We start from the raw sequence: 25,524 nt of genomic DNA on the forward strand, positions 1-25,524 counted from the left end.
GGCAAGGACGACGACACCGTCACAAACGGCAACGACGCACGTTTGTATTCATCAGGGAGCGCGTCATGCAGAGAAGATCCTTCGTGCAGGCTTTGTCTGCAGCTACGGCTGTGGGCGTGGGCACTTCGATGGGGGCATGGCCCCTGGTGAGCCGCGCGGACACCCGCGTCGTTCGATTCGGCCAATCGGCCTCACTCTCCGGTGGCCAGGCCACCTACGGGCAGGACATGCGCAGCGGCATCGCCGCCGCCTTCGCTGCCGCGAATGCGCAGAACAACGGCGTTCGCTTCGAGCTGAACTGCCTGGACGATGGCGGCCTGCGCGCCAGCTGCATGAAGAACGTGCTGGCGCTGGCGGAAACCGACACGATCGCATTGATCGGGCTGACCAGCGGCGTCGGCGCCGAGGCCAGCCTGCCGGTGTTCGAGGATTCGCGCCTGCCGCTGCTCGGCACGGCCAGCGGCAACCTGGGCCTGCGCGGCAGCAACGTCAAGAACGTCTACAACGTGCGCGTCGGCCACGACGCCGAGTACCGCCGCATGATTGGTTATGCGAAGGACTTCGGCCTGCAACGCGTGGGCATCGTCTACATGGCCGATGCGGCGGCCAGCAACCTGAATTCGCTGAAGCAGTCACTGGCCGATGTCGGCATGACGCCGAAGGTGATCGTGGCGATCGACCGCAACGCGAGCAACTTCGAGGCTGCGGCACGCGAGCTGCTGGCCAACCGGCCCGACTGCGTGATGTTCACGACCAATGCCGAGCCGATCGCCAAGATCATCGAGCTGATGTCGGCCGCCAAGTACCCCGGCCTGTACTACGCCTCGTCGTACTCGGGCCAGACGCTGATCGACAAGCTTGTCGCTCGCCAGCAAGGCTGCGTGATGAGCCTGGTGGTGCCGCGCCCGTCGAGCCTGGGCACGCCGGTGGTCAACCAGTGCCAGCGCGACCTGGCGTTGCTGAACAACGGGGCGCGCCTGGGCGTGACCACGCTCGAGGGCTACATCGTCGGCCGCATCGCCGTCGAGGCATCGCACTCGGCGATCAACAGCGGCCGGCTGAGCCGGGCCCGCTTCGGCGAAGTGCTGGCCGGGCTGCGCACCGACCTGGGTGGCTTCCGCGTCGATTTCGGCGGTGGCACGCAAGGCTCCAAGTTCGTCGACCTGATGGCCGTCGACCGTTATGGCCGCCTCGTCGGCTGATCTTTCGGACTGATCAAGGGAGCGCAGCATGCAACGCCGCCAATTCATGATCGCCGGCGCTGCAAGTTGCGCCACCCTGCCCCACCTGGGCTTTGCCGCCGGCAAGGCGGTGCGAATCGGCCAGTCGGCCTCGCTGACCGGCACGCAGACGCAGTACGGCAAGGACGTCAACCTCGGCCTCAATGCCGCCCTGATGGCGGCGAACAAGGCCGAAGGCGCCAACGGCCTGAGCTTCGAGCTGCTGGCGCTGGACGACGGTGGCGTCAAGGAGCGCGTGGTCGCCAATGCCAAGAGCCTGATCGACGTGGGCGCCGCGGCGCTGGTGGGCTTCACCAACGGCATCGGCGCCCAGGACTGCCTGCCGCTGCTGCAAGAGCACCAGATGGCGATGATCGGCACGGCCAGCGGCAACATGGGCATCCGCGGCAGTGGCCAGGTGGGCACGGCGCACGTGCGGGCCGGCTACGACATCGAGTACCGGCAGATGATCAATTACGTGAAGACCTTCGGCTTCAAGAAGGTCGGCTACGTGTACCTGCAAGACACCTCGAAGATCAACCTGGCGACGATGACGGCGGTGATGGACAGCGCCGGCATCAAGCCGCCGATCGCCCTGGGCGTCGATCGCAACATCAAGGGCATCGAGGTGGCGGCGAAGCAACTGCTCGACGCCAAGCTCGACTGCGTCTTCTTCACCACGAACGCGGCCCCTGTGCTGGCGATCATGAAGATCATGAACGACGGCGGGTTTCCCGGCATGTTCTTCGCCACCTCGCTGGCGGGGCAGGACCTGATCAACGGCGTGCCGTCGGTCGGCCGCAGCGTCGTGATGAGCCTGGTGGTGCCGCGGCCCACCGCGCTGGGCATCGGCGTGGTGTCGCAATGCACGCGCGACGTGGCGGCCATCAACGCCAGCGCGAAGATGGGTGTGACCGTGCTCGAAGGCTACATCGCCGGGCGCGTGGCCGTCGAGGCCGCGCGCCAGGCGGCCCAGCGCGGCGGCGACCCCAACCGCCAGCGCATCCGCGACGCACTGGCCAACCTGAAGGTCGACCTGGGCGGCTACCGCGTGGCCTACGAGTCGGGCAGCAGCCAGGGCTCGCAGTACGTGGACCTGGTGGTCGTCGACCGCTTCGGCCGGATAGCTGGTTGAAATTGGCCCCCACGCCCGCTCCGGCGGGCTGCCCCCCGTGGGGGCTCGCGCAGCGGACCGGCAAAGCCGGATCCGCGCACGCCACTGGAAGGTGAGCGGCGCTGCGCGCGCTCAGACCGTCTGGGCACGGCCGAGCGAAGCGGAACATCAAAGACTCGTGCGGAGTTTCCAGATTTCGGGGAACAGCACCGTGTCGAGCATCTTGCGCAGGTAGCTCACGCCACCGGTGCCACCGGTGCCACGCTTGAAGCCGATCACCCGCTCGACAGTGGTCACATGACGGAAGCGCCAGAGGCGGAACGCGTCTTCGAGGTCGGTCAACTCTTCGCCGAGCTGGTACAGGTCCCAGTTCGCCTCGGGCTGCCGATAGACCTGCAGCCAGGCCTGCTCGACACCATCGTCGGCCACGTAAGGCTGGGTCCAGTCGCGCTGCAGGTGGCTGGCCGGCACGGCGATGCCGCGGCGCGCCAGCAGGCGCAGCGATTCGTCGTACAGCGAGGGCGCCCGCCACGCCGCCTCGACGATGGCCAGCAGGTCGGGTCGGTGCGAATGCGGCTTCAGCATCGCGGCGTTCTTGTTGCCCAGGCTGAACTCGATGCAGCGGTACTGCCAGCTCTGAAAGCCGCTGGACTGCGCCAGGTACGGCCGGATCGCCGAGTACTCGGGGGGCGTCATCGTCGCCAGCACGTCCCAGGCATGGACCAGCTGTTCCATGATCTTCGAGACCCGGGCCAGCATCTTGAACGCGGGCGGCAACCGGTCGGCCGCGATCGCCGCCACCGCCGCATGCAGCTCGTGCAGCATCAGCTTCATCCACAGCTCGCTGGTCTGGTGCTGCACGATGAACAGCATCTCGTTGTGGTCGGGCGACAGTGGGTGCTGGGCGTTGAGCACCGCGTCGAGGTGCAGGTAGTCGCCATAGCTCATGTCGCGCGAGAAGTCGAGCTGGGCCCCCTCTTCGCGCACGATGGCCTCGCCGCCGCCGGCGGCGACTTCGCTCTTGTCATGCATCGGACAACTCATGTCACGGCCGCCTTTTGGTTGAAGCGCGCTTCGCGCCATTGCTCGGTCGACAGGATCTCGGCCAGCGCAGTGACCGCATCGAACACGTCGACGAAACGGGTGTACAGCGGCGTGAAGCCGAAGCGCAGCAGGTCGGGCTCGGCGTCCGAGCCGTCACCGGCGCGGAAGTCGCCGATCACGCCGCGCGCGATCAGCGCCTGCATCACCGCATAGCCCGACACGCCGGGGCAAGCCAGCGACACCTGGCTGCCGCGGCGTTGTCGATCGGCGGGTGTGACCGAGCGCAGGCCGTGGCCGGCGCAGCGCGCATCGACCTGGGCCAGGAACAGATCGGTCAGCGCGAGCGATTTGTCGCGCAGCGCCGCCATGCCGCCGATCGGCTCGGCCGCCAGCAACGTGTCGACACCACATTCGAGCACCGACATGCCGAGCACCGACGGCGTGCCGCACAGGTAGCGCGACACCCCCTCGGCCGGCCGGTAGTCGGTGTCGAAGGTGAAGGGCGACGCATGCCCCATCCAGCCCGACAGCGGTTGCCAGAAGCGGCTCGCATGACGAGGGTGCGCCCAGACGAATGCCGGTGCACCGGGGCCGCCGTTGAGGTATTTGTAGCCGCAGCCGATGGAGAAGTCGGCGTCGGCGCCGTTCAGGTCGACCGGCAGCGCGCCGGCCGAATGGGCCAGGTCCCACAGCGCCAACGCGCCCACGCGGTGCGCCTGCGCGGTCAGCGCCGCCATGTCGTGCAGCGCACCGGTACGGTAGTTGACCTGCGTCAGCATCAGCACCGCGACGCGCTCGTCCAGCCGCGCGGCGATCTGCTCGCCCGTGGCCAGCTCAAGCTCGAAACCGTGCTGCTGGGCCAGCGACTGCGCGATGTAGAGGTCGGTCGGAAAGTTGCTGCGCTCGGACAGGATCACCCGGCGGCCCGGGTGGTCCTGCCTGGCGATCTCGATCGCGGCGCTGAGCACCTTGTAGAGATTGATCGAGGTGGAATCGGCCACCACCAACTCGCCCGGCTTCGCGCCGACCAGGCGGCCGATCTTGTCGCCCACGCGCTGCGGCAGCGTGATCCAGCCGGCGGTGTTCCAGCTGCGAATCAGGCCTTCGCCCCACTCCTGCTGCACCACCTGCGCGGCCCGCGCCGGCGCGGTGGCGGGCATCACGCCGAGCGAGTTGCCGTCGAGGTAGTTCACGCCGTCGGGCAGCGTGAACAGCGCGCGCAGGTCGCGCAAGGGGTCGGCCGCGTCGAGCGCGGCGCAATCGGGTCGGGTCAGGGCTTCGGTCATCGTGGGCTCACAGCTCGCGTAGCACCGCGCGCACCGGCGAGGCGTCCGCAGTGGTCAGTTTCAAAGGCAAGGCGATCAGCTCGTAGTCGCCCTCGGGCACATCGTCGAGCACCAGGTTTTCGAGCACGCGAACCTGGCGCCGCCGCAGCACCTGGTGGCTGGGCAGGTCCTTGCTCGCCGCCGGGTCGACGCTGGACGAATCGATGCCGACGAGCAGCACGCCGCGCTCGGCAAACGCCTCGATCACCGCGGCGTCGAAGGCCGGCAGGTCGTTGTCGAAGTGGTCCTGCGGCGCCTGCTGGTAGGTGCGCAGCAGCACGCGCGGCGGCAGGTCGGCCAATGCATGCGCCACATGCTCGGCGCGCACCAGTGGGCCGCAGCCGATCGCATGGATCACGCGGCAGCGGCCCAGGTAAGGCAGCAGGTCGACGGCACCGATCGGCGCGCCTTCGGGGTCGTAGTGCAGCGGCGCATCGGCGTGCGCGCCGACATGCGGCGACATCGTGATCGCCGACACATTGACCGGGCACCCCGGCGCGATCGTCGCGACCCATTCCTGGCGGTAGGCGGTGTCGCCCGGGAACACCGGGGCACCGGCATGCACGGGAGGCGAAATGTCCCAGAGGCGTTTGCTCATCGGGCCAGCATAGGGCGAGGGGTCAGGCGGCGGCAAGGCGACGCAGGGTCGCATCAGGCCGGGTTCGGAAAAAGTATAGACCTGAATAGTTGACAAGTGAAGTAATTCGCCATAGATTTTGGTCAGCCCAACCTGGGAGCCCGTTCCATGCCGTTGCCGCTGCTGCCCAGCGCCCTTGCCGATTCGTTCGCACGCGACCGCCTGCCCCCGCTGGAGCAATGGCCCGAGCTGGTGTTCGACTTGCCCGAGCTGCGCTTTGCCGATCACCTCAACTGCGCAGCGGCCCTGCTCGACGCCCGCGTGGCGCAGGGTGATGGTGGGCGCCTGGCGATCCAGGGCGAGGGTGTGCGCTGGACCTATGCCGAGCTGCAAAGCCAGGTCAACCGCATCGCCAACGAGCTGGTCGACGGCCTCGGCCTGGTCAGCGGCAACCGCGTGCTGCTGCGCGGTGCGAACACGCCGATGCTGGCGGCCTGCTGGCTGGCCGTGGTCAAGGCCGGCGGCATTGCGGTCGGCTCGATGCCGCTGCTGCGCGCCAAGGAGCTGAAGCAGATCGTCGACAAGGCGCAGATCAGCCTTGCGCTGTGCGACGCGCGGCTGGCCGAAGAGCTGCAGCTGGCGCGTGCCGATGGCGGCGCGGCGAGCCTGCGCGAGGTCGTGCTATTCCACAGCGACGCCCCCGACGCGCTGGAGGCCCGCGCCGCGCGGCGGCCCGACCGTTTCGACGCCGTCGCCACCTCGGCCGACGACGTGTGCCTGATGGCCTTCACCTCGGGCACCACCGGCACGCCGAAGGCGACGATGCACTTCCACCGCGACGTGATGGCGGCCTGCGCCTGCTGGCCGGCGCATGTGCTGCGCGCCACGCGCGACGATGTCTTCATCGGCAGCCCGCCGCTGGCCTTCACCTTCGGGCTGGGCGGCCTGCTGCTGTTCCCGATGTCGGTCGGCGCCTCGACGGTGCTGATCGAGAAGGCCACGCCGGACACGCTGCCGGCGGCGGTCGAGCGCTACCGCGCGACCGTGTGCTTCACTGCCCCCACCTCGTACCGCGCGATCGCCATGGCCAGGGCCAACGGCGGGCCGAAGCACGACCTGGGCACGCTGCGCAAGTGTGTCTCGGCCGGCGAAGCGCTGCCCGCCGCCACCCGCCAGCTCTGGCGCGACGCCACCGGCATCGAGATCATCGACGGCATCGGCTCGACCGAGATGCTGCACATCTTCATCTCGGCCGACGAGGCCCATGCGCGCCCCGGCGCAACGGGCACGCCGGTGCCCGGCTACCGCGCCTGCATCGTCGACGACGAAGGGCGCCCCCTGCCACCGGGCCAAGTCGGCCGGCTCGCCGTCAAAGGCCCGACGGGCTGCAAATACCTGGCCGACGAGCGCCAGCGCCAGTATGTGCAGAACGGCTGGAACCTGACCGGCGACGCCTACCTGGTCGACACCGACGGGCAGTACGTCTACCAGGCCCGCACCGACGACATGATCATCAGCGGCGGCTACAACATTGCCGGGCCCGAAGTCGAAAGCGCGCTGCTGCTGCACCCCGCCGTGGCCGAATGCGGCGTGATCGGCCTGGCCGACGCCGACCGCGGCCAGATTGTCAAGGCCTTCGTCGTGCTGAAGCCCGGCCACCAGGGCGACGAGGCGATGACCAAGACGCTGCAGGACTTCGTCAAGCAGTCGATCGCGCCGTACAAGTACCCGCGGGCGATCGAATACCTCGCACAACTGCCCCGCACCGAAACCGGCAAGCTGCAGCGCTTCCGCCTGCGCGCGACATGATGCCCCCACGCTTCCTCCGGTCGCTGCCCCCATGGAGGCTTCTGCAGCGGCCCGGCAAAGCCGGATCCGCGCAAACCCCTTGATCGGGTTGGAGTGCCGCACCGCCCCGCCGCGAATTCGCCCGCGAAGCCATTGAACAAAGGAACAACGATGCACAAGGTTCTTCAGCCGGCGCACTGGGCGCCGCCACGCGGCTACGTCAACGGCGTGGCCGCCCGCGGCACGCAGGTCTTCGTCGCCGGCCAGATCGGCTGGAACGCCGACTGCGCGTTCGACAGCGACGACCTGGTCGAGCAGACCCGGCAGGCGTTGCTGAACGTGATCGCGGTGCTGGCCGAGGCTGGCGCCACGCCCGACCACATCGTGCGCATGACCTGGTACCTGGTCGACCGCAGCGAGTACCTGGCCCGCGGCAAGGAGATCGGCGCGGTGTTCCGCGACACGATCGGCTCTTACGCGATCGCGATGACCGCGGTGCAGGTGGCGGCGCTGATCGAGTCGCGGGCGAAGGTCGAGATCGAGGTGACGGCGGTCATCCCGGGCTGAGAAACCCCAAGGGGAAATGACAACGGCCACCCAAAGGTGGCCGTTGTCGTGTGCAGGGGCTGATCAGACCGAGAAGCTCGACCCGCAGCCGCAGGTCGTCGACGCGTTCGGGTTCTTGATCACGAACTGGGCACCCTGCAGGTCTTCCTTGTAGTCGATCTCGGCGCCCATCAGATACTGCAGGCTCATCGCATCGATCAGCAAGGTGACACCGTTCTTGCTCATCTGGGTGTCGTCTTCATTGACGATCTCGTCGAAGGTGAAGCCGTACTGGAAGCCCGAGCAGCCGCCCCCCTGCACGAACACGCGCAGCTTCAGGTCGGGGTTGCCCTCTTCGGCCACCAGGTCGGCCACCTTGGCGGCGGCGCTGTCGGTGAACAGGATCGGGGCGGGCATCACGCCGGCGTCAAGGGTGGTGGATTCGGCCAGGGCGCTCATAGGACTTCCTTCGGGAACAGGTCAATTCTTCAGCTCGGGATCAGGGCAATCATCATGCGTCGTTCGAAGCCGCCAGGATCAGCGCGGGTTTTTCGCCCTGGCTCGAATGGTGACGCAGTTCACCATCGATGGTGGCGCCCTGGTGCATTTCAAGGGTTTCGTAGCGAACTTCGCCGGCAATTCGTGCCTTGGGCTGGATTTCCAGCAACTCGGTCGAATGCACAGGGCCCACGATCTGCCCGTTGATGATCACATGCCCGGCGATCACCTTGCCGTGCACCCGGGCATTTTCGCTGATCACGAGCAAGGTCGGGCGGTCGCCGGCGGCGATCACGTCGCCGTGGACCTCACCATCGATGCGCAGGCCGTCGCCAAAACGCAGTTCGCCATGAACGGCCGTGCCTTCACCGATCAGGCTGCGGATGGGGGGTTGTTTCTTGCTGAACCACATGGGTGTGTCCTTTGCTGCTTTCCCAACTCGTCGCGTGCCTTCGTCGCGCCGCGTGCACCGGCGCTGGGCCGCCTCAAAGCTTGGCCATCTGCGTGGCCATGACGGCACCTGAGCCGTTCAACACCCTCACTTGCACGGTTTTTACCACGGCCCCCTCGGGGTGGTCGATGCGCCCTTCGACGCGTGCATACTGTTTCACCTGCAGCGGTTTGGCACCGCCCGGCAGGCTGGCCGACCAAGGCTCGCCGTTGAGCTGGCCATTCATCGTCAACTCGTATCGCCCCTCGAAGGGCACCGCCGGCCGGCCGTTCTGCATCACCAGCAACTGGTAGCGCAACTGGCCCGCCGTGGCCGGCTCGACCTGGAAGCCCCGCACCGCCAGCGCGCTGCCCGACGCGGCGCCCCCGGCAACCGGCAGCAGGCGCTCGAAGAAGCCCAGATCGGCCTTCAACGCCAGGTTTTCGGCCTCGGCCTGCTTCAGCTGCGCGGCCAGCCGCTCTTGCGCCACCTTTTCAGCCTTCAGCAGGCTGTCTGCGGTGTTGGCGATCGCCTGGGCACGCTCCGACTCGTCCTTCAGGCCGTCCAGCTCGGCCTTGAGCCGGGCCACTTCTGCCTTCGAACCACGGTCCAGGCCGGCGATGTCCTTGCCGAACTCGAAGGCCCACAAGGCGATGGCGGCCGAGAAACCCAGCGCGACCGCGTACAGGGCCCAGCGCAGCGGCCAGGGCAGATGGCTGCGCACGATCATGCGCGGAGCACTGATCGACAGGCGGCGACGCAACAGCTTGAAGCGCATCGTGTCCGGAGGTGAACGGGGCCTGAAGACGCGAAAGGCCGCATGAGCGGCCTTTCGTTGGTACAACGAACGTGTCGTTGAGGCGGAGATTACCGCTTGCTGAACTGCTTGCGGCGACGAGCGCCGTGCAGACCGACCTTCTTACGTTCGACTTCACGCGCGTCACGCGTCACGAAGCCAGCACGGCTCAGGTCAGGCTTCAGCGCCGCGTCGTAGTCGATCAGCGCGCGGGTGATGCCGTGGCGGACGGCGCCGGCCTGGCCGGATTCACCGCCACCGTGCACGTTCACCTTGATGTCGAAGGCCTCGCCATTGCCCGTCAGCAGCAGCGGCTGCTTGACGATCATGATCGAGGTCTGACGGCCGAAATATTCGTCGACGGCCTTGCCGTTGACGACGATCTGGCCGGTGCCCTTCTTGATGAACACGCGGGCGACCGAAGACTTGCGGCGGCCGGTGCCATAGTTCCAATTACCGATCATCACCGCTCCTTAGATTTCCAGCGCCTTGGGCTGCTGGGCGGCGTGCGGGTGCGTGTCGCCCGCGTACACCTTCAGCTTCTTGATCATCGCGTAGCCGAGCGGGCCCTTGGGCAGCATGCCCTTGACGGCCTTCTCCAGGGCGCGGCCCGGATGCTTGGCTTGCATGTCCTTGAACTTCGTGGCGTAGATGCCGCCGGGGAAGCCCGAGTGACGGTAGTAGATCTTGTCATTGGCCTTGTTGCCAGTGACGCGGATCTTGTCGGCGTTCAGGACGATGATGAAATCACCGGTGTCGACGTGAGGCGTGTAGATGGCCTTGTGCTTGCCGCGCAAACGGAGTGCCACTTCGCTGGCAACACGTCCGAGCACCTTGTCGGTGGCGTCAATCACAAGCCACTCGTGCGTCACTTCGGCCGGCTTGGCGCTGAAGGTCTTCATGAGGGTCTCTTGATGAGAGAAAAAACGGCTGTCTGAACGGCTCGTCCGGCTTCCTTCGGCGCCGCTTGGAGGCCCGGCCCGCTTCAACAGCAGGCCCGGCCGGCGACCTCTCAGGCACACCGGGTACCTTGGCCGCGCGGCGCGCATGGCCCGAAGGCCCACACCACACGGGCAAAGCCCGTTCTCCCCGCCGAATAACGGGAAAGCCCGCGAGTATACCGCAGTCGACCGGTTCGCCAAGCGGGCGGGTCGTCACCATCGCAGGGCATTGGAGCCCGCTCCTTAATGGACCCCGATAGACTAGGGTTATCACCAAGATCCTGGAGGGCCATTCATGGGCCAACCCGAAGATCGCCCCGAGCCTGCCGCCGTGCCCACCCCGCACACCACGCAGCCCCCGGGCAGCCATACGGCCACCACCGCGGCCACTCCCCCGGCCACCACCGCGCCAGACGTTTTCCGGTGGATTCCGATCCGCTCCCTGGCGCAACGCCATCGGCCGAGAGTGCTTGCTCACTTGCTGTCGCTGGCCCCGGAGGACCGCTACCTGCGCTTTGGCTATGCGGCCAGCGACGTCCAGGTCAGCCGCTATGTCGACCTGCTCGACTTCGATCGCGACGAGGTGTTCGGCATCTTCAACCGCCGGCTGGAGCTGATCGCGCAGGCCCACCTGGCCTACCTGCCGAATTCGAACCGGCTGCGCCAGGCGGCCGAATTCGGCGTGTCGGTGCTGCCCAAGGCCCGCGGCCGCGGCTACGGCGCGCGGCTGTTCGACCACGCGATGCTGCACGCCCGCAACCGCGGGGTCGACACGATGATCATCCATGCGCTGAGCGAAAACGCCGCCATGCTGAAGATCGTGCGCAAGGCCGGCGCCACGGTCGAGCGTGAAGGCGGCGAGGCCGAAGCCCGGCTGCGGCTGCCGCCCGAGACCCTGGGCTCGGTGATCGAGGAAATGGTCGAGAGCCAGGCGGCCGAGATCGACTACCAGCTCAAGAGCAACGCCCAGCGGGTGGACCAGCTGCGCCACCTGTTCGGCGAAATCAAGGCCGGCATCCGCAAGGTGCGCGATTCGACGATCGAATAGCACTCGAATAACCCTCGGGCACGCGGCGCTTACCATGCGCCGATGTCCGAGCACCGCACCGAAGCGCCCTACGCCGACCTGGACCCCGCCACCGTGCTGGGGGCACTGCAGGACGCCGGCTTTCCCTGCGACGGTCGGCTGCTGCAGCTGAACTCGTACGAAAACCGGGTCTACCAGGTGCCGCTGGACGATGGCCGCGTGGTCGTCGCCAAGTTCTACCGCCCCGGCCGCTGGAGCGACGCGCAGATCGCCGAAGAACACCGCTTCGCGGCCGAGCTGGCCGAGGCCGAGCTGCCGATCGTGCCGCCGCTGCCCTTGGTGGCGGCCGGCCCGGCGATGACGGTGTCGGCCGAGACGCCGACGCTCGGCCACTACGAGGCCGCCCCGGGCCGCGTCTTCCGGCTCGCGGTCAGCGAACGCTGGGCCGGCCGCGCCCCCGAGCTGGAACGGCCCGACACCCTGGCCTGGACCGGCCGTCTGCTGGCCCGCATGCACCAGGTGGGCGCCCGCGGCCGGTTCAGCCACCGCCGCACGCTCGACGCCCAGACCTTCGGCCACCAGCCGCGCCAGCGCCTGATCGAGCTGGGCTTCGTCGACCCCGAGATCGACCGCGGCTGGATCAACGCCAGCGCCACGGCCCTGGAAGAGGTCGACCGTGCGTTCGAGCGCCTGGGCACGATCCGCCACCTGCGCCTGCACGGCGACTGCCACGCTGGCAACGTGCTGTGGCGCGACGAAGGCGTGGGCGCCGGCCCGCATTTCGTCGACCTCGACGACTGCTGCACCGGCCCGGCGATCCAGGACCTGTGGATGCTGCTGCCCGGGGAGCGCAGCGCCGTCGACGCCGCGCTGCACCACCTGCTCGACGGCTACCGCGACTTCATGGATTTCGACGACCGCGAGCTGCTGCTGATCGAGCCGCTGCGCACACTGCGCATGGTCCACCACAGCGCCTGGCTGGCCGAACGCTGGCGCGACCCGGCCTTCCCGATCGCATTCCCGTGGTTCGCCAGCCCGTCGTACTGGAGCCAGCAGGCCGCCGACCTGCGCGAGCAGGTCGAGCGGATGCAGGACTCGTCAGGTTAGGACGCCAGCAGCTTCGTCACCCGCTGCACATACGCCGCCGGGTTCTCGAGTTGCCCACCCTCGGCCAGCAGCGCCTGGTCGAACAGGATCTGCGCCAGGTCGTCGAAGCGCGGGTCGCTGTCCAGGCGCTTGACCAGCGCGTGTTCGGGGTTCACTTCGAGCACCGGCTTGGACGACGGTGCGTCCTGGCCGGCCTGCTTCAGCAGGCGCGCCAGGTGGGCGCTCATGTCGCCCTCTTCGACGACCAGGCAGGCGGGTGAGTCGACCAGGCGGGTCGTCACGCGCACGTCCTTGGCGCGGTCCTTCAGCGTCTCTTTCAAGCGCTCCAGCACCGGCTTGAAGGCTTCGGCCACCGCCTCGGCCTGCTTCTTCTCTTCTTCGTCCTGCAGCTTGCCGAGGTCGAACGCGCCCTTGGCCACGCTTTGCAGCGTGTGGCCGTCGAACTCGTGCAGGTGCGACAGCAGCCACTCGTCGACGCGGTCGGTCAGCAGCAGCACCTCCAGGCCCTTCTTTCGGAAGATCTCGAGCTGCGGGCTGGACTTGGCGGCGGCCAGCGTGTCGGCGGTGATCACGTAGATCACCTCCTGGCCTTCCTTCATGCGCTTGACGTAGTCGGCCAGCGACACGCCTTCGTCGGCGTGGGTCGAGGCGAAGCGGAACAGCTTGGCCAGGCGCTCCTGGTTCTGGTGGTCTTCGCCGATGCCTTCTTTCAGCACCGCGCCGAACTCGTTCCAGAACGCCTGGTACTTGGCCTTGTCGTCGGCCGAGTCGCTGTCGGCCAGGCTTTCGAGCATGCCCAGCACGCGCTTGGTCGAGCCTTCGCGGATCGCCTTCACGTCGCGGCTTTCCTGCAGCAGCTCGCGGCTGACGTTCAGCGGCAGGTCGGCCGAGTCGATCACGCCCTTCACGAAGCGCAGGTAGACCGGCATCAGCGCCTCGGCGTCGTCCATGATGAAGACGCGCTTGACGTAGAGCTTGACGCCGCCGCGCTTGTCGCGGTTCCACAGGTCGTACGGCGCCTTGGCCGGGATGTACAGCAGCTGGGTGTATTCGCTGCGGCCCTCGACCCGGTTGTGGGTGTAGGCCAGCGGCGCTTGCGCGTCGTAGCTCAGCTGCTTGTAGAACTCCTGGTACTCGGCGTCGGTGACCTCGCTCTTGGGCCGGGCCCACAGCGCCGCGGCCTTGTTGACGGTTTCCCACTCGTCCTTGGCGACGTACTTGGCGGCGTCCTTGTCCCACTCCTCCTTGCGCATCAGGATCGGCAGCGAGATGTGGTCGGAGTACTTCGAGATGATCGAACGCAACTTCCAAGCAGCCAGGAACTCGGCCTCTTCGTCGCGCAGGTGCAGGATCACGTCGGTGCCGCGCACGGGCTTGTCGATCGTCTCCAGGTCGTACTCGCCGGTGCCTTCCGAGCTCCAGCGCACGCCTTCGCTGGCGGGCAGGCCGGCGCGGCGCGATTCGACCGTGATGCGGTCGGCGACGATGAAGCCCGAGTAGAAGCCGACGCCGAACTGGCCGATCAGGTTGGCGTCTTTCTTCTTGTCGCCTTCGAGCTTGGCCATGAACTCGCGCGTGCCGCTCTTGGCGATCGTGCCCAGGTGGGCCGCGGCTTCTTCCGCGCTCATGCCGACGCCGTTGTCACGGATCGTGACCGTCTTCGCCTCGGCGTCGAACAGCACCCGGATCTCGAGGTTGGGCTGGTCTTCGAACAGCTCGGGCTTGTCGAGCGCCTCGAAGCGCAGCTTGTCGCAGGCGTCGGACGCATTGGACACCAGCTCGCGCAGGAAGATCTCCTTGTTGGAGTACAGCGAGTGGGTGACGAGGTGCAGGATCTGCTTGACTTCGGCCTGGAAGGCGTGGGTGTGCTTGCTCATGGTGGTTGGCGACAGGGTTGGCGGGTCAGGCGCGCCAGCAACGCAACACAACGGCAAGCGGCGCGCACCGGCGGGACATGGGGCCGGCCCGGCAGGCTTTCAAGCCCCCACCGAGCCCGCAACGACAGCGGGGCGCGAGTCTAGCCCACGCACATGGTGGGTGGTGGGCTCACCAGCGTTTCCACCACGGCTTGGGCGCCTCGGCGGGCTTGGGCAGCACCGGCCCGTCGTGCAGCTCGGCCCAGCGCGCCTCGGCGCCGGCGTCGCCCTCGTCGTGCTTGAAGCCGGTCACGCGCTGCGCCAGCTTCGGCGGCACCTGGAACAGGTGGTCGATCGCCGCCTTGGCGCCGCCGGCCGCGGCTTGCAACCGGCGGTGGTCGACCGCGATGCCGGCAAAGGGCGGCGGCGGCTGGCCGACGATGCGCAGGTGGTCGTACCCTTGCTGGCCGTCGTGCAACACCTGCCAGACCTGCTCGCCGGCGCGCCACAGCTCGGCGCTGGTGAACAGCCGGTGCTCGTCGACCGTGCAGGCCAGCAACTCGGCGCTGGCCGACAGCAGGCCCAGCGTGTCGGGATCCATCCACGCGTGGTCGGTCTGCTTGGCGAAGACGGCGTACCAGCCGCTGCGCAGCCGGCACCCGCCCAGGCGCCGCTCGGCGAAGTCGATCTCGGCGCCGGTCGGCGTGGCGTTCAGGTCGGCCAGCACCTGCTCGGGCAACCTGCCGCGCACTGCTAACCAGGACAAGGCATAACCCACGGTCGTGTTCCTCGTTTCAACGCTCGGCGCTCAGGGCGCCGGCCATGCATGCGTCATCAGGTGCTTGGTGATGCCGTCGCCAAAACCTTCGATCGTGGCCACGGCCTCGTAGCCGAGCGAACGGTACAACGCCGGTGCCTGGAAGCTGAAGGTCTCCAGGTAACACAGCCGGCACCCACGCTCGGACGCCCGTTGCTCGAACGCGCGCACCAGCCGCGCGCCCAGCCCCTGGCGGCGCAGCGCAGGCGAGACCCACAGCTGCTGCAGCTCGGCGCAGCGGCCCCAGGTGCGGCCGACGGCGCCGCCCACCACCTCGCCCGCGGGCGTGCAGACGAAACACTGCAAGGCCTGCACCTCGTGCAAGGGCGCGGCCTGTTCGTTGGCCTGGCCCAGGCCCTCGTCGACGACCCGCGCAGCCTCGCGCCAGGGCTGGTCGTGAACCGTGAGCGCCAAGGGGCTCGTCATTCGCGCTTGGGGCTGGCCGCCACCCGCTGCGCCACGCAGCCGCCGCCGCTCATGCGCGGGCCTCTTGCCGCCAATGCCAGAGCCCGGCCTCACGGGCGGCGCGGCCGTCTTGCTCGAGCTTGATCAGGTGGGCCGTCAGCGAGCGCGCCGCGATCGCATGGCGCGAGCTCGGCACGTCGCCGTACACGGTCGGCACCAGCTCCTCTGCGGTGCTGCTGGCGGCCGCCTGCAGCGCGGCCGCGACCTTGGCCTCGCGCGCCAGGCGGTGCAGCACCAGCCTGCGCACCTCGGCCTGCGGCTCTGCCATCAGGAAACCGTGGCCGGGCGCGAACCACTGCAGGCCGTCGATCGCCAGCAGCTTTTCCAGCGACGCGAGGTAGGTCGCCATGTCGCCGTCCGGCGGGTTGATGACGACGGTCGAGCCCTGCATCACATGGTCGCCGGTGAACAGCAGCCCTTCTTCTTCGAGCAGCCAGCAGACATGGTTCGACGCATGGCCCGGCGTGGCCACCGCGCGCAACGTGGCGCCAGGGCCCAGCGCCAGGCGCTCGCCGTCGACCGGCGTGTGCTGCGGGTGGAAGGTGGTGTCCTGCCATTCGGGGTGCGCGGCGACGCGGCCGATCAGCGGCGCACCGGTCAAGGCCGCCAGCCGCAGCGCGGCCGGCGAATGGTCTTTGTGGGTGTGGGTGACGACGATGCGCACGATCTTGCCCGGTGCCGCGGCTGCCACCACCGCCTGCAGGTGGTCGTCGGTGTGGGCGTCGGCAGGGCCGGGGTCGAGCACTGTCACCTCCTGGCTGCCGGGCGAGCGAACCAGGTAGGTGTTGGTGCCGGGGCCGGTCATCACCGAGCCGTTGGCACAGGTGATGCGGGTGACCCGGTCGGACAGGCGCACCGGCTGCAGCGCCGGCAGCTCGAAACAGACGTTGCCCAGGCCCGGCGGGTCGAGCCGCGCGATCTCGGCATAGGCCCATTCGCCGGGCAGCACGGGCCGCACCTTGCCGGCGGCGTCGCGGCCCAGGCGCGGCATCATGCGCGGCGGCTGGCGGCGGGCGCGGGCATCGGCCAGGCAGTCAGCCACGCTGGCGAAGCGGGCCAGGTCTTTCAGCGTTTCGCGGGTCACCGGCAGCAGCTTCAGGGCCCGCTGTTTTTCCAACGCCTGCGCCGGCGTCAACCAGGCCGCCTCGAGCGCCTCGCCCGCGTCGACGACCGGCGCCTGGCCTTGCGGTGCGCGGGCGACGAAGAAGCGGGTGTCGAAACGCTTGGGCATGCCCGGCGGTGTGAGCCAGTGGCTGTGGTAGGCCAAGGCGCCGGCGTCCAGCCGCAGGTGGTGGCGCTCGCACAGCGCGACGAAATCTTCGCCGCGGCGCACCAGCGCGCGCTCACGCGCGGCGCCGTCGACATCGCCGGCACTGGCATACAGCAGGCCGACCTCTTCGAAGCACTCGCGCAGCGCCGCCACGCTGTAGGCCAGCGCGCCAGTGTCCAGGCCCAGCCGCTCGTTCGCGTGGGCCTCGGTGTCGCCATCACAACGGGCCGCCAAGGTTTCGTCTTCGGCATCGAGCACGCCGCCGGGGAAGACCCAGACCCCACTGCGCATGTCGTCGGCGCGCTCGGCGCGGCGCAGCAGCAGCACCTCGGGCGCGCCGTCGGCGCCGTCACGCAGCACGATCACGCTGGCGGCGCGGCGGGCGCCCTCGGCGTCGCGATCGTCGGGGCGGGCGGGCTTGTCAACAGCGGCGATGGCACTCATGCCGGCATTGTCTGCCTGGCGCTTCCTGCTGCCAGCAGCGTGGCGATCTCGGCCTCGCTGTAGCCGGCCTCGGCCAGCAGCTCGCGGGTGTGCTGGCCGATCGCCGGCGCCGGCCGCGGCGCGCCGGGCCGGCTGCGGCCAAAGCGCGGCGCCGGGGCCGGCTGCGCCACACCGTCGACCTCGACGAACGACTGGCGCTGCTGCGCCTGCGGGTGCTGCATGGCCTCGGTCATCGACAGCACCGGCGTGACGCAGGCATCGCTGCCGTCGAACACCGCCGCCCACTCGTCACGGGTTCGCCCGCGCAGCAGGGTGGCCAGCGCTTCGCGCATCTCGGGCCACAGCCGGCGGTCGTATTGGCGCTGCACGAAACGTGCGTCCAGCCCGATGCGCTGCGCCAGCTCGGCAAAGAACTTCGGCTCCAGCGCACCGACCGCCAGCCAGCCGCCATCGGCCGTCTCGTAGGTGGCGTAGAACGGCGCGCCGCCGTCCAGCAGGTTGGCGGCGCGCTGCTTCTCGTCCCACAGCCCGCCGGCGGCCAGGCCGTGGAACAGCGCCATCAGCGAGCCGACGCCGTCGACCATCGCCGCATCGACCACCTGGCCGCGGCCCGAGCGCTGGCGCTCGAACAGCGCCGCCAGCACGCCGACCGCGAGGTACAGCGCACCGCCACCATAGTCGCCGACCAGGTTCAGCGGCGGCACCGGCGCCTTCGGGCCCTCGTGGCCGCCGATGGCGTGCAGCGCACCGGTCAGCGCGATGTAGTTGATGTCGTGGCCGGCCGTCTGCGCCAGCGGGCCGCTCTGGCCGTAGCCGGTCATGCGGCCGTAGACGAGGCCGGGGTGGCGGGCGTGGCAGTCTTCGGGCCCCAGCCCCAGGCGCTCGGCCACGCCGGGGCGCCAGCCTTCGATCAGCACATCGGCCGAGCCGATCAGCCGGCGCGCGGCCTCGCGGCCACCGTCGCTCTTGAGGTCGAGCGCGATCGAGCGCCGGCTGCGACCGGGCACGTCGAAGCGGGTGTCGACCGGCACGCCCAGCCCGCTCGGCTCGAGCCGGTCGATTCGCACCACCTCGGCGCCGAGGTCGGCCAACAGCATCGCGCACATCGGGCCCGGCCCGATGCTGGCCAGCTCGATCACCCGCAGTCCATGCAAAGGGCCCATGGCTCCTGCGCCTTGTCGTCATTTCGGGATGGGAAGGCTAGCATCGGGCCGGTGCAAGCGCGCTCCCCCTCCCCTAGTTTGCTCATCGCGCCGCAAGGCTGGGTGGTGCCCATCGCCCCAGGCCAGAGCCTGCTCGAAGCGGCTCAGGCCGCGGGGGTGCGCCTGCCGCGCTCGTGCCGCAACGGCAGCTGCCGCGCCTGCCGATGCAAACTGCTGCAAGGCGCCGTGCACTACCGCATTGACTGGCCCGGCCTGCTGGCCGAAGAAAAGGCCGAGGGCTGGATCCTGCCCTGCGTGGCGCTGCCCGACGGCGACGTGACGATCGACGCGCCGTTCGCCAGCAGGGCACCGCAATTGCCACCGGAGATGACCTGATGTTCAAAGCCCTGATGCTGACCCAGCAAGACAAGCAGACCCACGCGGCGTTCGTCGCGCTGGACGAGGCCGAGCTGCCGCCGGGCGATGTGCGGGTGCGCGTCGACTATTCGAGCCTCAACTACAAGGACGCGCTGGCGGTGACCGGGCGCGGTGCGATCGTGCGCAGCTGGCCGATGGTGCCGGGCATCGACCTGGCCGGCGTGGTCGAGCACAGCACCGACGCGGCCTGGCAGGTGGGTGACCGCGTGGTCGTCAATGGCTGGGGCATGGGCGAAACCGTCTGGGGTGGGTTGGCCGAGAAAGCCAGCCTGAAGGCCGGCTGGCTGCTGCGCCTGCCCGAACCGTTCACCACGCGCGACTCGATGGTGGTGGCCACCGCCGGCTACACCGCCGCGCTGTGCGTGATGGCACTGCAAAAACACGGCCTGAAGCCCGGCGACGGCGACGTGCTGGTCACCGGCGCGACCGGCGGCGTCGGCTCGGTGGCGGTGGCGCTGCTGGCCGGCCTGGGCTACGCCGTCACCGCGTCCACCGGCCGCCCGCAGGAAGCCGACTACCTGCGGCTGATGGGGGCGCGCCACATCGTCGACCGCCACGAACTGTCGTCACCCGGCAAGCCGCTGCAGAGCGAGCGCTGGGCCGGCGTGGTCGACTCGGTGGGCAGCCACACGCTGGTCAATGCGCTGGCGCAGACCCGCTGGAACGGCGCCGTCGCCGGCTGCGGCCTGGCCGGCGGCAGCGACCTGCCGGGCACGGTGATGCCGTTCATCCTGCGCGGCGTCACGTTGTATGGCGTCAACTGCGTGTTCCAGCCCAACCCGGCGCGCGAGCAGGCCTGGGCGCTGCTGGCCGCCCACCTGAAGCCGGCTCAGCTGGCACAGATGACGCACGAGGTGGCGCTGAGCGACATCGTGCAGGCCAGCAACGACCTGCTCGCCGGCCGCATCCGCGGGCGCACCGTGGTGGACGTGCACCGATGAGCGACACCGCCGACCGCAGCGACGACGACGAGACCCGCATCGTCGTGATCGACGACTACCCGGACGCGGTCGCCTCGCTGGTCGCCGCGCTGGAAGACCACGGCTGCGTGGTGCGCTCGGCCAGCGACGGCCTGAGCGCGCTGGACCTGATCGAAAGCTTCGAGCCGCACTGCGTGCTGCTGGACATCCAGATGCCGGGCCTCGACGGCCTGACCCTGGCCCAGCGCCTGCGCGACCGCCACGGCAACGACATCGTGCTGATCGCGATCACCGGCGGCAGCCCGGCCGACAAGACCGTGGCCGCGACCTTCGACCTGGTCGACCACTGGTTCACCAAGCCGATCGACATCCGCAAGCTGATGCAGCTCGTCAGGGCGGGGTGAATTAGCCCCCACGGCCCCTCTGGGGGCCTGCCCCCCGAGGGGGCTCGCGCAGCGGACCAGCAAAGCTGGATCCGCGCACGCCACTTGACGGACGGCGGCGCTGCGCGCGCCTGGAACAAGGCTTCTGCGCGAGCCTGGAACATAGCCTCTCTGGCACGCATCCCGACCGGGGTCAGAGGAATCGTTCGAGCAGCCGCTTCGAGTGCCGGTCCAGCGCCAGCAGGTCCGGCACCTTGAAGACGATGCCGTGGCCGCTGGTGATCAGCAGCGCGGCGCGGCTGCCCGGCAGGCGGCGGATGTCTTCTTCGCCTTTCAGCACCAGCTGGGTCGGGCCGCGGTCGGTGTCGACGTCCCAGGTGCTGGGGGTGGAGAAGGTCGACACCGCCAGCAGGCGCTTGATCTCGGGCGTGAACTCGCGGCTGGCCAGCTCTTCGCTCAGCAGCGTGCGCAGGGCCGGCGGCAGAGCCGCCAGGCGCGGCACCCAGGCCAGCTCGCGGCCCTCGGCGCTGACCAGCGACAGGCCGTCGTCTGGTGCGCCGATCGGGAAGGCGCGCACCGGCGTGACGCCCTCGTGCACGGCCCCGTCGGCCCCGGTGAAGACCAGCCGGCCCAGCGCGTCGCGCGCCAGCTGAAAGGTCGCCATGTCCGATCCGGTGGCACTCATGGGGTCACCTCCACATGCGCCGACGGCTGCGGCAAGGTGCTGGCGATCAGCACCGCGTCGTGGTCGCTGCCCTCGGCCTCGGCCTTGCGGGCCTGGGCTTCGTACAGCCGCCAGTAGGCGCCCTGCCGGGCCATCAGCTCGTCGTGCGGGCCGACCTCGACCACCTCGCCGCGGTCCATCACGACCAGCCGGTCAGCCTTGCGCAGCGTCGACAAGCGGTGCGCGATCGCGATCGTGGTGCGGCCCTTGACCAGGTTGTCGAGCGCCTTCTGGATCTCTTTCTCGGTCTCGGTGTCGACCGCCGAGGTGGCCTCGTCGAGGATCAGCAGGCGCGGGTCGATCAGCAGCGCACGGGCGATCGAGATGCGCTGGCGCTCGCCGCCCGACAGACCCTGGCCCCGCTCGCCGACCAGCGAGTCGTAGCCCTGCGGCAGCCGCAGGATGAACTCGTGCGCGTGCGCAGCGCGTGCGGCGGCGACGATCTCGTCGCGGGTCGCTTCGGGCTTGCCGTAGGCGATGTTCTCGGCCACGGTGCCGAAGAACAGGAAAGGCTCTTGCAGCACCAGGCCGATGTGGCGCCGGTAGTCGGACACCGCGAAGCGCCGGATGTCGACCCCGTCGACCAGGATGCGGCCATCGGTCACGTCGTAGAAGCGGCAGATCAGGTTGACCAGCGTGCTCTTGCCCGAGCCGCTGTGGCCGACCAGGCCGATCATCTCGCCCGGCTTGATCTCGAGGTTCAGCCCGCGGATCACCGAGCGGTTGCCGTAGCGAAAGCCGATGCCGTCCATCGTCACGCCGCCCTGCAGCGCGCCGCCGGGCAGCTCGGTCAGCCGCACCGGGTTGGCCGGTTCGGGCACGTTCGAGACATGGTCGAGGATGTCGAAGATGCGCTTGGCACCGGCAGCGGCCTTTTGCGTGACCGAGACGATGCGGCTCATCGAGTCGAGCCGGCCGTAGAAGCGGCCGATGTAGGCGATGAACGCGGTCAGCACACCGACGGTGATCTGGCCCTTGCTGACCTGCCAGATGCCGAAGCCCCAGACGACCAGCAGGCCGATGTCGGTCAGCAGCGACACGGTCGGCCCGAACAGGCTCCAGGTCTTGTTCAGCCGGTCGTTGACGACCAGGTTCTGCTTGTTGGCGTCGCGAAAGCGCCCGGCCTCGCGCGCCTCCTGTGCAAAGGCCTTGACCACCCGGATGCCGGGGATGGTGTCGGCCAGCACGTTGGTCACGTCGCCCCAGACGCGGTCGATCTTCTCGAAGCCGGTGCGCAGGCGGTCGCGCACCATGTGGATCATCCAGGCGATGAACGGCAGCGGCAGCAAGGTCACCAGCGCCAGCCACGGGTTGATCGAGAACAGGATCGCCGAGGTCATGCCCAGCAGCAGCACGTCGGTCGCGAAATCGAGCGCATGCAGCGACAGGAACACTGAAATCCGATCCGTTTCGGAGCCAATCCGGCTCATCAGATCGCCGGTGCGCTTGGCGCCAAAGTAGTCGAGCGACAGCTGCAGCAGGTGCTCGAACGCGCCCACGCGCAGGTCGGCCGCGATACGCTCAGAGACGATCGCCAGCAGCCAGGTCCGCGCCCAGCCCAGGCTCCAGGCCACCAGCGCCGAGCCCAGCAGGCCCAACAGCAGCAGCATCACGTAGTTCGGATCGATCTTCTGCCCGTTCTGGAACGGGATCAGCACCTCGTCCATCAGCGGAATGGTCAGGTAAGGCGGCACCAGGTGCGCACCGGTCGAGGCCAGCGTCAGCAGGAAACCGGCCAGCAGCTTCCACTGGTAGGGCCTGGCAAAGCGCCACAGCCGCAGCAGCACCCAGGTCGATGGCGGCTCGGTCAGCTCGCGGGTGCACATCGGGCACTCGTCGCTGTCGGGCGGCAGCGGGGCGCGGCAGGTCGGGCAGCGGGTCGGGTCGTCGCCCTCGGGTGCCACGCCCAGGGCGCGGGCTTGTTGCAACTGTTCGAAACGCTTGACCAGCCGCAGCGCCTGGACATTCACCCCCAGCGTGAAACGCCAGCGGGCGATCAGCCGGTGCTCGTCGGCCAGTTCCAGCGTGCCGACGCCCGCGTGGTCGTGGTGGCGCAGCGTCAGGCCGGGCGCCAGCTCGTGGCGCTGCCAGCTGCCGGCCGGCCCCAGGCGCGCCAACAATGCACGCTCGCTGAGCACCAGCTGGCCGGTGGAAAAGTGCAGGCCCTCGTCGAGGTCAACCTGGAGGCTGGCGAGCACGTTGTCCCCGGCAGCCAGGGGCGCTGCCTCAGGGGCAGCCGGGGTGTTTTGTGGGTGTTGCATGCTGAGCGCGGCATTTTCCTTGAAAGCGCGGCGGCCGCCTCCCCCGTGCCAGCCCCAGGCAGCCCTCAGGGCGCGGCGGGCGCAAAATTCGCTCTTCGCGCAACGGTTGGCAACTTGCGCTCCCCGGCCTGCCCCATCTGCAATCCCATCCATGACCGCCCAGAAGAACGACATCCAGCTCCAGCGCATCACCTACCTGCGCGGCCCCAATATCTGGACCTACCGCTCGGTGCTCGAAGTCTGGCTCGACCTGGGCGAGCTCGAAGACCATCCGTCCGACAAGCTGCCCGGCTTCACTGACCGGCTGCTGACGCTGCTGCCGGCGTTGGCCGAGCACCACTGCGGCGTGGGCGAACGCGGCGGCTTCCTGCAGCGCCTGCGTGAGGGCACCTGGGCCGGCCACGTGCTGGAACACTGCGTGATCGAGCTGCTGAACCTGGCCGGCATGCCAACCGGCTTCGGCCAGACCCGCAGCACCAGCCAGCACGGCGTCTACCGCATGGTGTTCCGTTCGCGCAACGAACAGGTCGGCCGCACGGCGCTGGCCGAGGGCCATGCGCTGCTGATGGCGGCGATCAACGACAAGCCGTTCGACGTGACCGCCGCGGTCGCCAAGGTGCGCGACGCGATCGACGACTGCTACCTCGGCCCCTCCACCGCCTGCATCGTTGCCGCCGCCACCGACCGCCGCATCCCGCACATCCGCCTGAACGACGGCAACCTGGTGCAACTGGGCTACGGCGCCCGCCAGCGCCGCATCTGGACGGCCGAGACCGACCTGACCGGCGCGATCGCCGAGACCATCGCCTGCGACAAGGACCTGACCAAGAGCCTGCTGACCGCCTGCGGCGTGCCGGTGCCCGAAGGTGAGATCGTCACCAGCCCGGCCGATGCCTGGCGCGCGGCACAAGACTTCGACCAGCCGGTGGTCGTCAAGCCGACCGACGGCAACCACGGCCGCGGCGTGACGCTCGACCTGACGCAGGAAGCCGACGTGCACGCCGCCTACGAGGTGGCCGCGCGCCACGGCAGCGAGGTGATGGTCGAGCGCTTCATCCCCGGCCAGGAGCACCGCCTGCTGGTGGTCGGCGGCCGCGTCGTCGCCGCGGCGCGCGGCGAAACCGCCTGGATCACCGGCGACGGCCAGCACAACGTGGCCGACCTGGTCGACCAGCAGATCAACAACGACCCGCGCCGCGGCACCACCGAAGACCACCCGCTGAACCGGCTGAACCCGCGTGAAGACGGCGTGATGCTGCTCGACCTGCAGCGCCAGGGCCTGACGCCCGATTCGGTGCCGCCGGCCGGCAAGCGCGTGCTGGTGCAGCGCAACGGCAATGTCGCGATCGACTGCACCGACGATGTCCACCCCGAGGTCGACCACTACGTGTCGCTGGCCGCGCAGGCCGTGGGGCTCGACATCGCCGGCATCGACGTGGTGGCCGAAGACATCGGCCGCCCGCTGCACGAGCAAGGCGGCGCGGTGGTCGAGGTCAACGCCGGCCCCGGCCTGCTGAGCCACCTGAAGCCGGCCGTCGGCAAGCCACGCCCGGTCGGCCAGGCGATCGTCGAACAGCTGTTCCCGAGCGACGAACATGACGCGCACCCGGGCCGCATCCCGATCGTCGGCGTGGCCGGCACCCGCAACACCCACGTGATCGCCCGTGCGATCGCCTGGCTGGTGCACCTGTCGGGCCGCCACACGGCGCTGGCCTGCCGAGACGGCCTGTTCGTCGGCCAGCGCCGCACCGAGCCGGCGGTCGCCAAGAGCGCGGCCTACTGGGAGGCCAGCCACCGCCTGCTGATGAACCGCGACGCACAGGCCGCGGTGTTCGAGAACGGCCCGGCGCTGATCCTCGACGAAGGCCTGCCGTACGACCGCTGCCATGTCGGCGTGGTGACCGATTTCGACGGCGCGCACGACCTGAAGCGGCACGACATCAGCGAGTCCGACCAGCTCTACAAGGTGCTGCGCACGCAGATCGACGTGGTGCTGGACGACGGCGTCGCGGTGCTGAACGCCAACGACCCGCGCATCACCGAGCTGGCCGACCTGAGCGACGGCGAGGTGCTGTACTACGCGGTCGACGGCGGCGGCGATGACCCGCAGCTGCTGCGCGACCACAGCCTGGACGGCGGCCGCGCGGCGATCCTGCGCAACGGCCGCGTGATGCTGATGACCGGCGCCAGCGAACATGCCGGGCCCGATCTGCACGGCATCCTGCAACGCCACGGCCATGGCGACCCGGCCGAGATCGCGCCACTGTCCGAGGCGCTGCTGGCCGCCGTGGCCGCAGCCTGGGCCTTCGGCATCTCGCCCGAGCTGATCGCCGCCGGCGTCGAAACCTTCGACCTCGGCCCGACCCGCGCCTGACGCCACCGCCGCCCACG

At 69.2% G+C, this 25,524-nt stretch carries 25 protein-coding genes; 10 read left to right on the top strand and 15 right to left on the bottom strand.

Annotation, left to right across the window (positions count from 1 at the left end):
• The first annotated feature begins 146 nt into the window (after positions 1-146).
• Together ACE3SG_RS25155 and ACE3SG_RS25160 are read left to right on the top strand one after the other, a co-directional pair.
• Complete coding sequence (locus tag ACE3SG_RS25155; RefSeq protein ID WP_374568988.1) at positions 147-1,202, top strand: ABC transporter substrate-binding protein; 1,056 nt, start codon at positions 147-149, stop codon at positions 1,200-1,202.
• Between the two features lie 28 nt (positions 1,203-1,230).
• The gene (locus tag ACE3SG_RS25160; protein ID WP_374568989.1) at positions 1,231-2,355 is read left to right on the top strand and encodes an ABC transporter substrate-binding protein; all 1,125 of its coding nucleotides are present in this window, start codon (positions 1,231-1,233) and stop codon (positions 2,353-2,355) included.
• A gap of 147 nt (positions 2,356-2,502) precedes the next feature.
• Here the strand turns inward: ACE3SG_RS25160 and kynA are convergent, their stop codons facing one another.
• From kynA to kynB, 3 genes are read right to left on the bottom strand one after another with little or no spacing between them, the layout of a single operon-like run.
• On the bottom strand, positions 2,503-3,378 hold the full coding sequence (kynA, locus tag ACE3SG_RS25165) for a tryptophan 2,3-dioxygenase (protein WP_374568990.1): 876 nt from the start codon (positions 3,376-3,378) through the stop codon (positions 2,503-2,505).
• Positions 3,375-4,664 (bottom strand): kynureninase, encoded by a 1,290-nt coding sequence (gene kynU / locus ACE3SG_RS25170; protein WP_374568991.1) that lies wholly within the window; start codon positions 4,662-4,664, stop codon positions 3,375-3,377. The genes kynA and kynU overlap by 4 nt, the downstream gene beginning before the upstream one ends.
• A 7-nt stretch (positions 4,665-4,671) precedes the next feature.
• Entirely contained in the window at positions 4,672-5,301 is a 630-nt protein-coding gene (gene kynB / locus ACE3SG_RS25175) for an arylformamidase (protein WP_374568992.1), read from the bottom strand.
• A gap of 147 nt (positions 5,302-5,448) precedes the next feature.
• Here kynB and ACE3SG_RS25180 point away from each other — a divergent pair, with 147 nt between their 5' ends.
• Both ACE3SG_RS25180 and ACE3SG_RS25185 read left to right on the top strand, forming a co-directional pair.
• Positions 5,449-7,089 carry a benzoate-CoA ligase family protein gene (locus ACE3SG_RS25180; protein ID WP_374568993.1) on the top strand — a complete coding sequence of 547 codons (1,641 nt, stop codon included), beginning with the start codon at positions 5,449-5,451 and terminating at the stop codon, positions 7,087-7,089.
• Positions 7,090-7,239: 150 nt separating this feature from the next.
• Positions 7,240-7,635, top strand: a complete 396-nt coding sequence (locus tag ACE3SG_RS25185; protein ID WP_374568994.1) for a RidA family protein — start codon at positions 7,240-7,242, stop codon at positions 7,633-7,635.
• Positions 7,636-7,698: 63 nt separating this feature from the next.
• On the opposite strand, the gene erpA is transcribed toward ACE3SG_RS25185, so the two are convergent.
• From erpA to rplM, 5 genes are all read right to left on the bottom strand, one after another.
• A complete protein-coding gene (gene erpA, locus ACE3SG_RS25190; protein WP_374568995.1) occupies positions 7,699-8,073 on the bottom strand; it encodes an iron-sulfur cluster insertion protein ErpA in 375 nt (124 codons plus the stop codon).
• A 52-nt stretch (positions 8,074-8,125) separates the two neighbouring features.
• A complete protein-coding gene (locus ACE3SG_RS25195; RefSeq protein ID WP_374568996.1) occupies positions 8,126-8,524 on the bottom strand; it encodes a polymer-forming cytoskeletal protein in 399 nt (132 codons plus the stop codon).
• 73 nt (positions 8,525-8,597) lie between these two features.
• Positions 8,598-9,320, bottom strand: coding sequence for a DUF6776 family protein (locus ACE3SG_RS25200; RefSeq protein ID WP_374568997.1), 723 nt, complete (start codon positions 9,318-9,320; stop codon positions 8,598-8,600).
• An 89-nt stretch (positions 9,321-9,409) separates the two neighbouring features.
• The gene (gene rpsI / locus ACE3SG_RS25205) at positions 9,410-9,802 is read right to left on the bottom strand and encodes a 30S ribosomal protein S9 (RefSeq protein ID WP_374568998.1); all 393 of its coding nucleotides are present in this window, start codon (positions 9,800-9,802) and stop codon (positions 9,410-9,412) included.
• Positions 9,803-9,811: 9 nt separating this feature from the next.
• Positions 9,812-10,240, bottom strand: a complete 429-nt coding sequence (gene rplM / locus ACE3SG_RS25210) for a 50S ribosomal protein L13 (RefSeq protein WP_341426655.1) — start codon at positions 10,238-10,240, stop codon at positions 9,812-9,814.
• A 505-nt stretch (positions 10,241-10,745) separates the two neighbouring features.
• Between rplM and ACE3SG_RS25215 the strand changes: the two genes are divergently transcribed.
• Both ACE3SG_RS25215 and ACE3SG_RS25220 read left to right on the top strand, forming a co-directional pair.
• On the top strand, positions 10,746-11,327 hold the full coding sequence (locus tag ACE3SG_RS25215) for an N-acetyltransferase family protein (protein ID WP_374568999.1): 582 nt from the start codon (positions 10,746-10,748) through the stop codon (positions 11,325-11,327).
• 42 nt (positions 11,328-11,369) lie between these two features.
• Positions 11,370-12,413, top strand: coding sequence for a serine/threonine protein kinase (locus ACE3SG_RS25220; RefSeq protein ID WP_374569000.1), 1,044 nt, complete (start codon positions 11,370-11,372; stop codon positions 12,411-12,413).
• Here the strand turns inward: ACE3SG_RS25220 and htpG are convergent.
• From htpG to ACE3SG_RS25245, 5 genes are all read right to left on the bottom strand, one after another.
• The gene (gene htpG / locus ACE3SG_RS25225) at positions 12,410-14,290 is read right to left on the bottom strand and encodes a molecular chaperone HtpG (RefSeq protein WP_374569001.1); all 1,881 of its coding nucleotides are present in this window, start codon (positions 14,288-14,290) and stop codon (positions 12,410-12,412) included. The two genes, ACE3SG_RS25220 and htpG, sit on opposite strands and share 4 nt — an antisense overlap.
• A gap of 169 nt (positions 14,291-14,459) precedes the next feature.
• On the bottom strand, positions 14,460-15,035 hold the full coding sequence (locus ACE3SG_RS25230) for a hypothetical protein (RefSeq protein WP_374569002.1): 576 nt from the start codon (positions 15,033-15,035) through the stop codon (positions 14,460-14,462).
• Between the two features lie 42 nt (positions 15,036-15,077).
• Positions 15,078-15,512 carry a GNAT family N-acetyltransferase gene (locus tag ACE3SG_RS25235; protein ID WP_374569003.1) on the bottom strand — a complete coding sequence of 145 codons (435 nt, stop codon included), beginning with the start codon at positions 15,510-15,512 and terminating at the stop codon, positions 15,078-15,080.
• 49 nt (positions 15,513-15,561) lie between these two features.
• Positions 15,562-17,265 (bottom strand): MBL fold metallo-hydrolase, encoded by a 1,704-nt coding sequence (locus ACE3SG_RS25240; protein ID WP_374569004.1) that lies wholly within the window; start codon positions 17,263-17,265, stop codon positions 15,562-15,564.
• Complete coding sequence (locus ACE3SG_RS25245) at positions 17,262-18,428, bottom strand: CaiB/BaiF CoA transferase family protein (RefSeq protein ID WP_374569005.1); 1,167 nt, start codon at positions 18,426-18,428, stop codon at positions 17,262-17,264. Before ACE3SG_RS25245 ends, ACE3SG_RS25240 begins: the two co-directional genes overlap by 4 nt.
• A gap of 51 nt (positions 18,429-18,479) precedes the next feature.
• Here ACE3SG_RS25245 and ACE3SG_RS25250 point away from each other — a divergent pair, with 51 nt between their 5' ends.
• The 3 genes from ACE3SG_RS25250 to ACE3SG_RS25260 are packed head-to-tail and all read left to right on the top strand — an operon-like array spanning position 18,480 to position 20,169.
• Complete coding sequence (locus tag ACE3SG_RS25250; protein ID WP_374569006.1) at positions 18,480-18,803, top strand: 2Fe-2S iron-sulfur cluster-binding protein; 324 nt, start codon at positions 18,480-18,482, stop codon at positions 18,801-18,803.
• Positions 18,803-19,786: an MDR family oxidoreductase gene (locus tag ACE3SG_RS25255; RefSeq protein WP_374569007.1), complete on the top strand. Its 984-nt coding sequence runs from the start codon at positions 18,803-18,805 to the stop codon at positions 19,784-19,786. Before ACE3SG_RS25250 ends, ACE3SG_RS25255 begins: the two co-directional genes overlap by 1 nt.
• Complete coding sequence (locus tag ACE3SG_RS25260) at positions 19,783-20,169, top strand: response regulator (RefSeq protein WP_374569008.1); 387 nt, start codon at positions 19,783-19,785, stop codon at positions 20,167-20,169. Before ACE3SG_RS25255 ends, ACE3SG_RS25260 begins: the two co-directional genes overlap by 4 nt.
• Positions 20,170-20,341: 172 nt before the next feature.
• On the opposite strand, the gene ACE3SG_RS25265 is transcribed toward ACE3SG_RS25260, so the two are convergent.
• The gene (locus ACE3SG_RS25265) at positions 20,342-20,833 is read right to left on the bottom strand and encodes a DUF1854 domain-containing protein (protein ID WP_374569009.1); all 492 of its coding nucleotides are present in this window, start codon (positions 20,831-20,833) and stop codon (positions 20,342-20,344) included.
• Positions 20,830-23,133 (bottom strand): ABC transporter ATP-binding protein, encoded by a 2,304-nt coding sequence (locus tag ACE3SG_RS25270; protein ID WP_374569010.1) that lies wholly within the window; start codon positions 23,131-23,133, stop codon positions 20,830-20,832. Before ACE3SG_RS25270 ends, ACE3SG_RS25265 begins: the two co-directional genes overlap by 4 nt.
• 151 nt (positions 23,134-23,284) lie before the next feature.
• Between ACE3SG_RS25270 and cphA the strand changes: the two genes are divergently transcribed.
• Positions 23,285-25,507, top strand: coding sequence for a cyanophycin synthetase (gene cphA, locus ACE3SG_RS25275; protein ID WP_374569011.1), 2,223 nt, complete (start codon positions 23,285-23,287; stop codon positions 25,505-25,507).
• Positions 25,508-25,524 lie beyond the last annotated feature (17 nt).

It is taken from the genome of Ideonella sp., assembly GCF_041914305.1.
GTDB lineage: Bacteria > Pseudomonadota > Gammaproteobacteria > Burkholderiales > Burkholderiaceae_C > Ideonella.

Excerpts from the sequence above, each read along its gene's own strand:
- kynA (WP_374568990.1), bottom strand. The coding sequence starts at position 3,378 with ATGAGTTGTCCGATGCATGACAAGAGCGAAGTCGCCGCCGGCGGCGGC.
- rpsI (WP_374568998.1), bottom strand. The coding sequence starts at position 9,802 with ATGATCGGTAATTGGAACTATGGCACCGGCCGCCGCAAGTCTTCGGTC.
- ACE3SG_RS25180 (WP_374568993.1), top strand. The coding sequence starts at position 5,449 with ATGCCGTTGCCGCTGCTGCCCAGCGCCCTTGCCGATTCGTTCGCACGC.
- htpG (WP_374569001.1), bottom strand. The coding sequence starts at position 14,290 with ATGAGCAAGCACACCCACGCCTTCCAGGCCGAAGTCAAGCAGATCCTG.
- ACE3SG_RS25160 (WP_374568989.1), top strand. The coding sequence starts at position 1,231 with ATGCAACGCCGCCAATTCATGATCGCCGGCGCTGCAAGTTGCGCCACC.
- ACE3SG_RS25245 (WP_374569005.1), bottom strand. The coding sequence starts at position 18,428 with ATGGGCCCTTTGCATGGACTGCGGGTGATCGAGCTGGCCAGCATCGGG.
- ACE3SG_RS25265 (WP_374569009.1), bottom strand. The coding sequence starts at position 20,833 with ATGAGTGCCACCGGATCGGACATGGCGACCTTTCAGCTGGCGCGCGAC.
- kynB (WP_374568992.1), bottom strand. The coding sequence starts at position 5,301 with ATGAGCAAACGCCTCTGGGACATTTCGCCTCCCGTGCATGCCGGTGCC.
- ACE3SG_RS25270 (WP_374569010.1), bottom strand. The coding sequence starts at position 23,133 with ATGCAACACCCACAAAACACCCCGGCTGCCCCTGAGGCAGCGCCCCTG.
- rplM (WP_341426655.1), bottom strand. The coding sequence starts at position 10,240 with ATGAAGACCTTCAGCGCCAAGCCGGCCGAAGTGACGCACGAGTGGCTT.
- ACE3SG_RS25235 (WP_374569003.1), bottom strand. The coding sequence starts at position 15,512 with ATGACGAGCCCCTTGGCGCTCACGGTTCACGACCAGCCCTGGCGCGAG.
- erpA (WP_374568995.1), bottom strand. The coding sequence starts at position 8,073 with ATGAGCGCCCTGGCCGAATCCACCACCCTTGACGCCGGCGTGATGCCC.
- ACE3SG_RS25240 (WP_374569004.1), bottom strand. The coding sequence starts at position 17,265 with ATGAGTGCCATCGCCGCTGTTGACAAGCCCGCCCGCCCCGACGATCGC.
- ACE3SG_RS25200 (WP_374568997.1), bottom strand. The coding sequence starts at position 9,320 with ATGCGCTTCAAGCTGTTGCGTCGCCGCCTGTCGATCAGTGCTCCGCGC.
- kynU (WP_374568991.1), bottom strand. The coding sequence starts at position 4,664 with ATGACCGAAGCCCTGACCCGACCCGATTGCGCCGCGCTCGACGCGGCC.
- ACE3SG_RS25195 (WP_374568996.1), bottom strand. The coding sequence starts at position 8,524 with ATGTGGTTCAGCAAGAAACAACCCCCCATCCGCAGCCTGATCGGTGAA.
- ACE3SG_RS25255 (WP_374569007.1), top strand. The coding sequence starts at position 18,803 with ATGTTCAAAGCCCTGATGCTGACCCAGCAAGACAAGCAGACCCACGCG.
- cphA (WP_374569011.1), top strand. The coding sequence starts at position 23,285 with ATGACCGCCCAGAAGAACGACATCCAGCTCCAGCGCATCACCTACCTG.
- ACE3SG_RS25260 (WP_374569008.1), top strand. The coding sequence starts at position 19,783 with ATGAGCGACACCGCCGACCGCAGCGACGACGACGAGACCCGCATCGTC.
- ACE3SG_RS25220 (WP_374569000.1), top strand. The coding sequence starts at position 11,370 with ATGTCCGAGCACCGCACCGAAGCGCCCTACGCCGACCTGGACCCCGCC.
- ACE3SG_RS25185 (WP_374568994.1), top strand. The coding sequence starts at position 7,240 with ATGCACAAGGTTCTTCAGCCGGCGCACTGGGCGCCGCCACGCGGCTAC.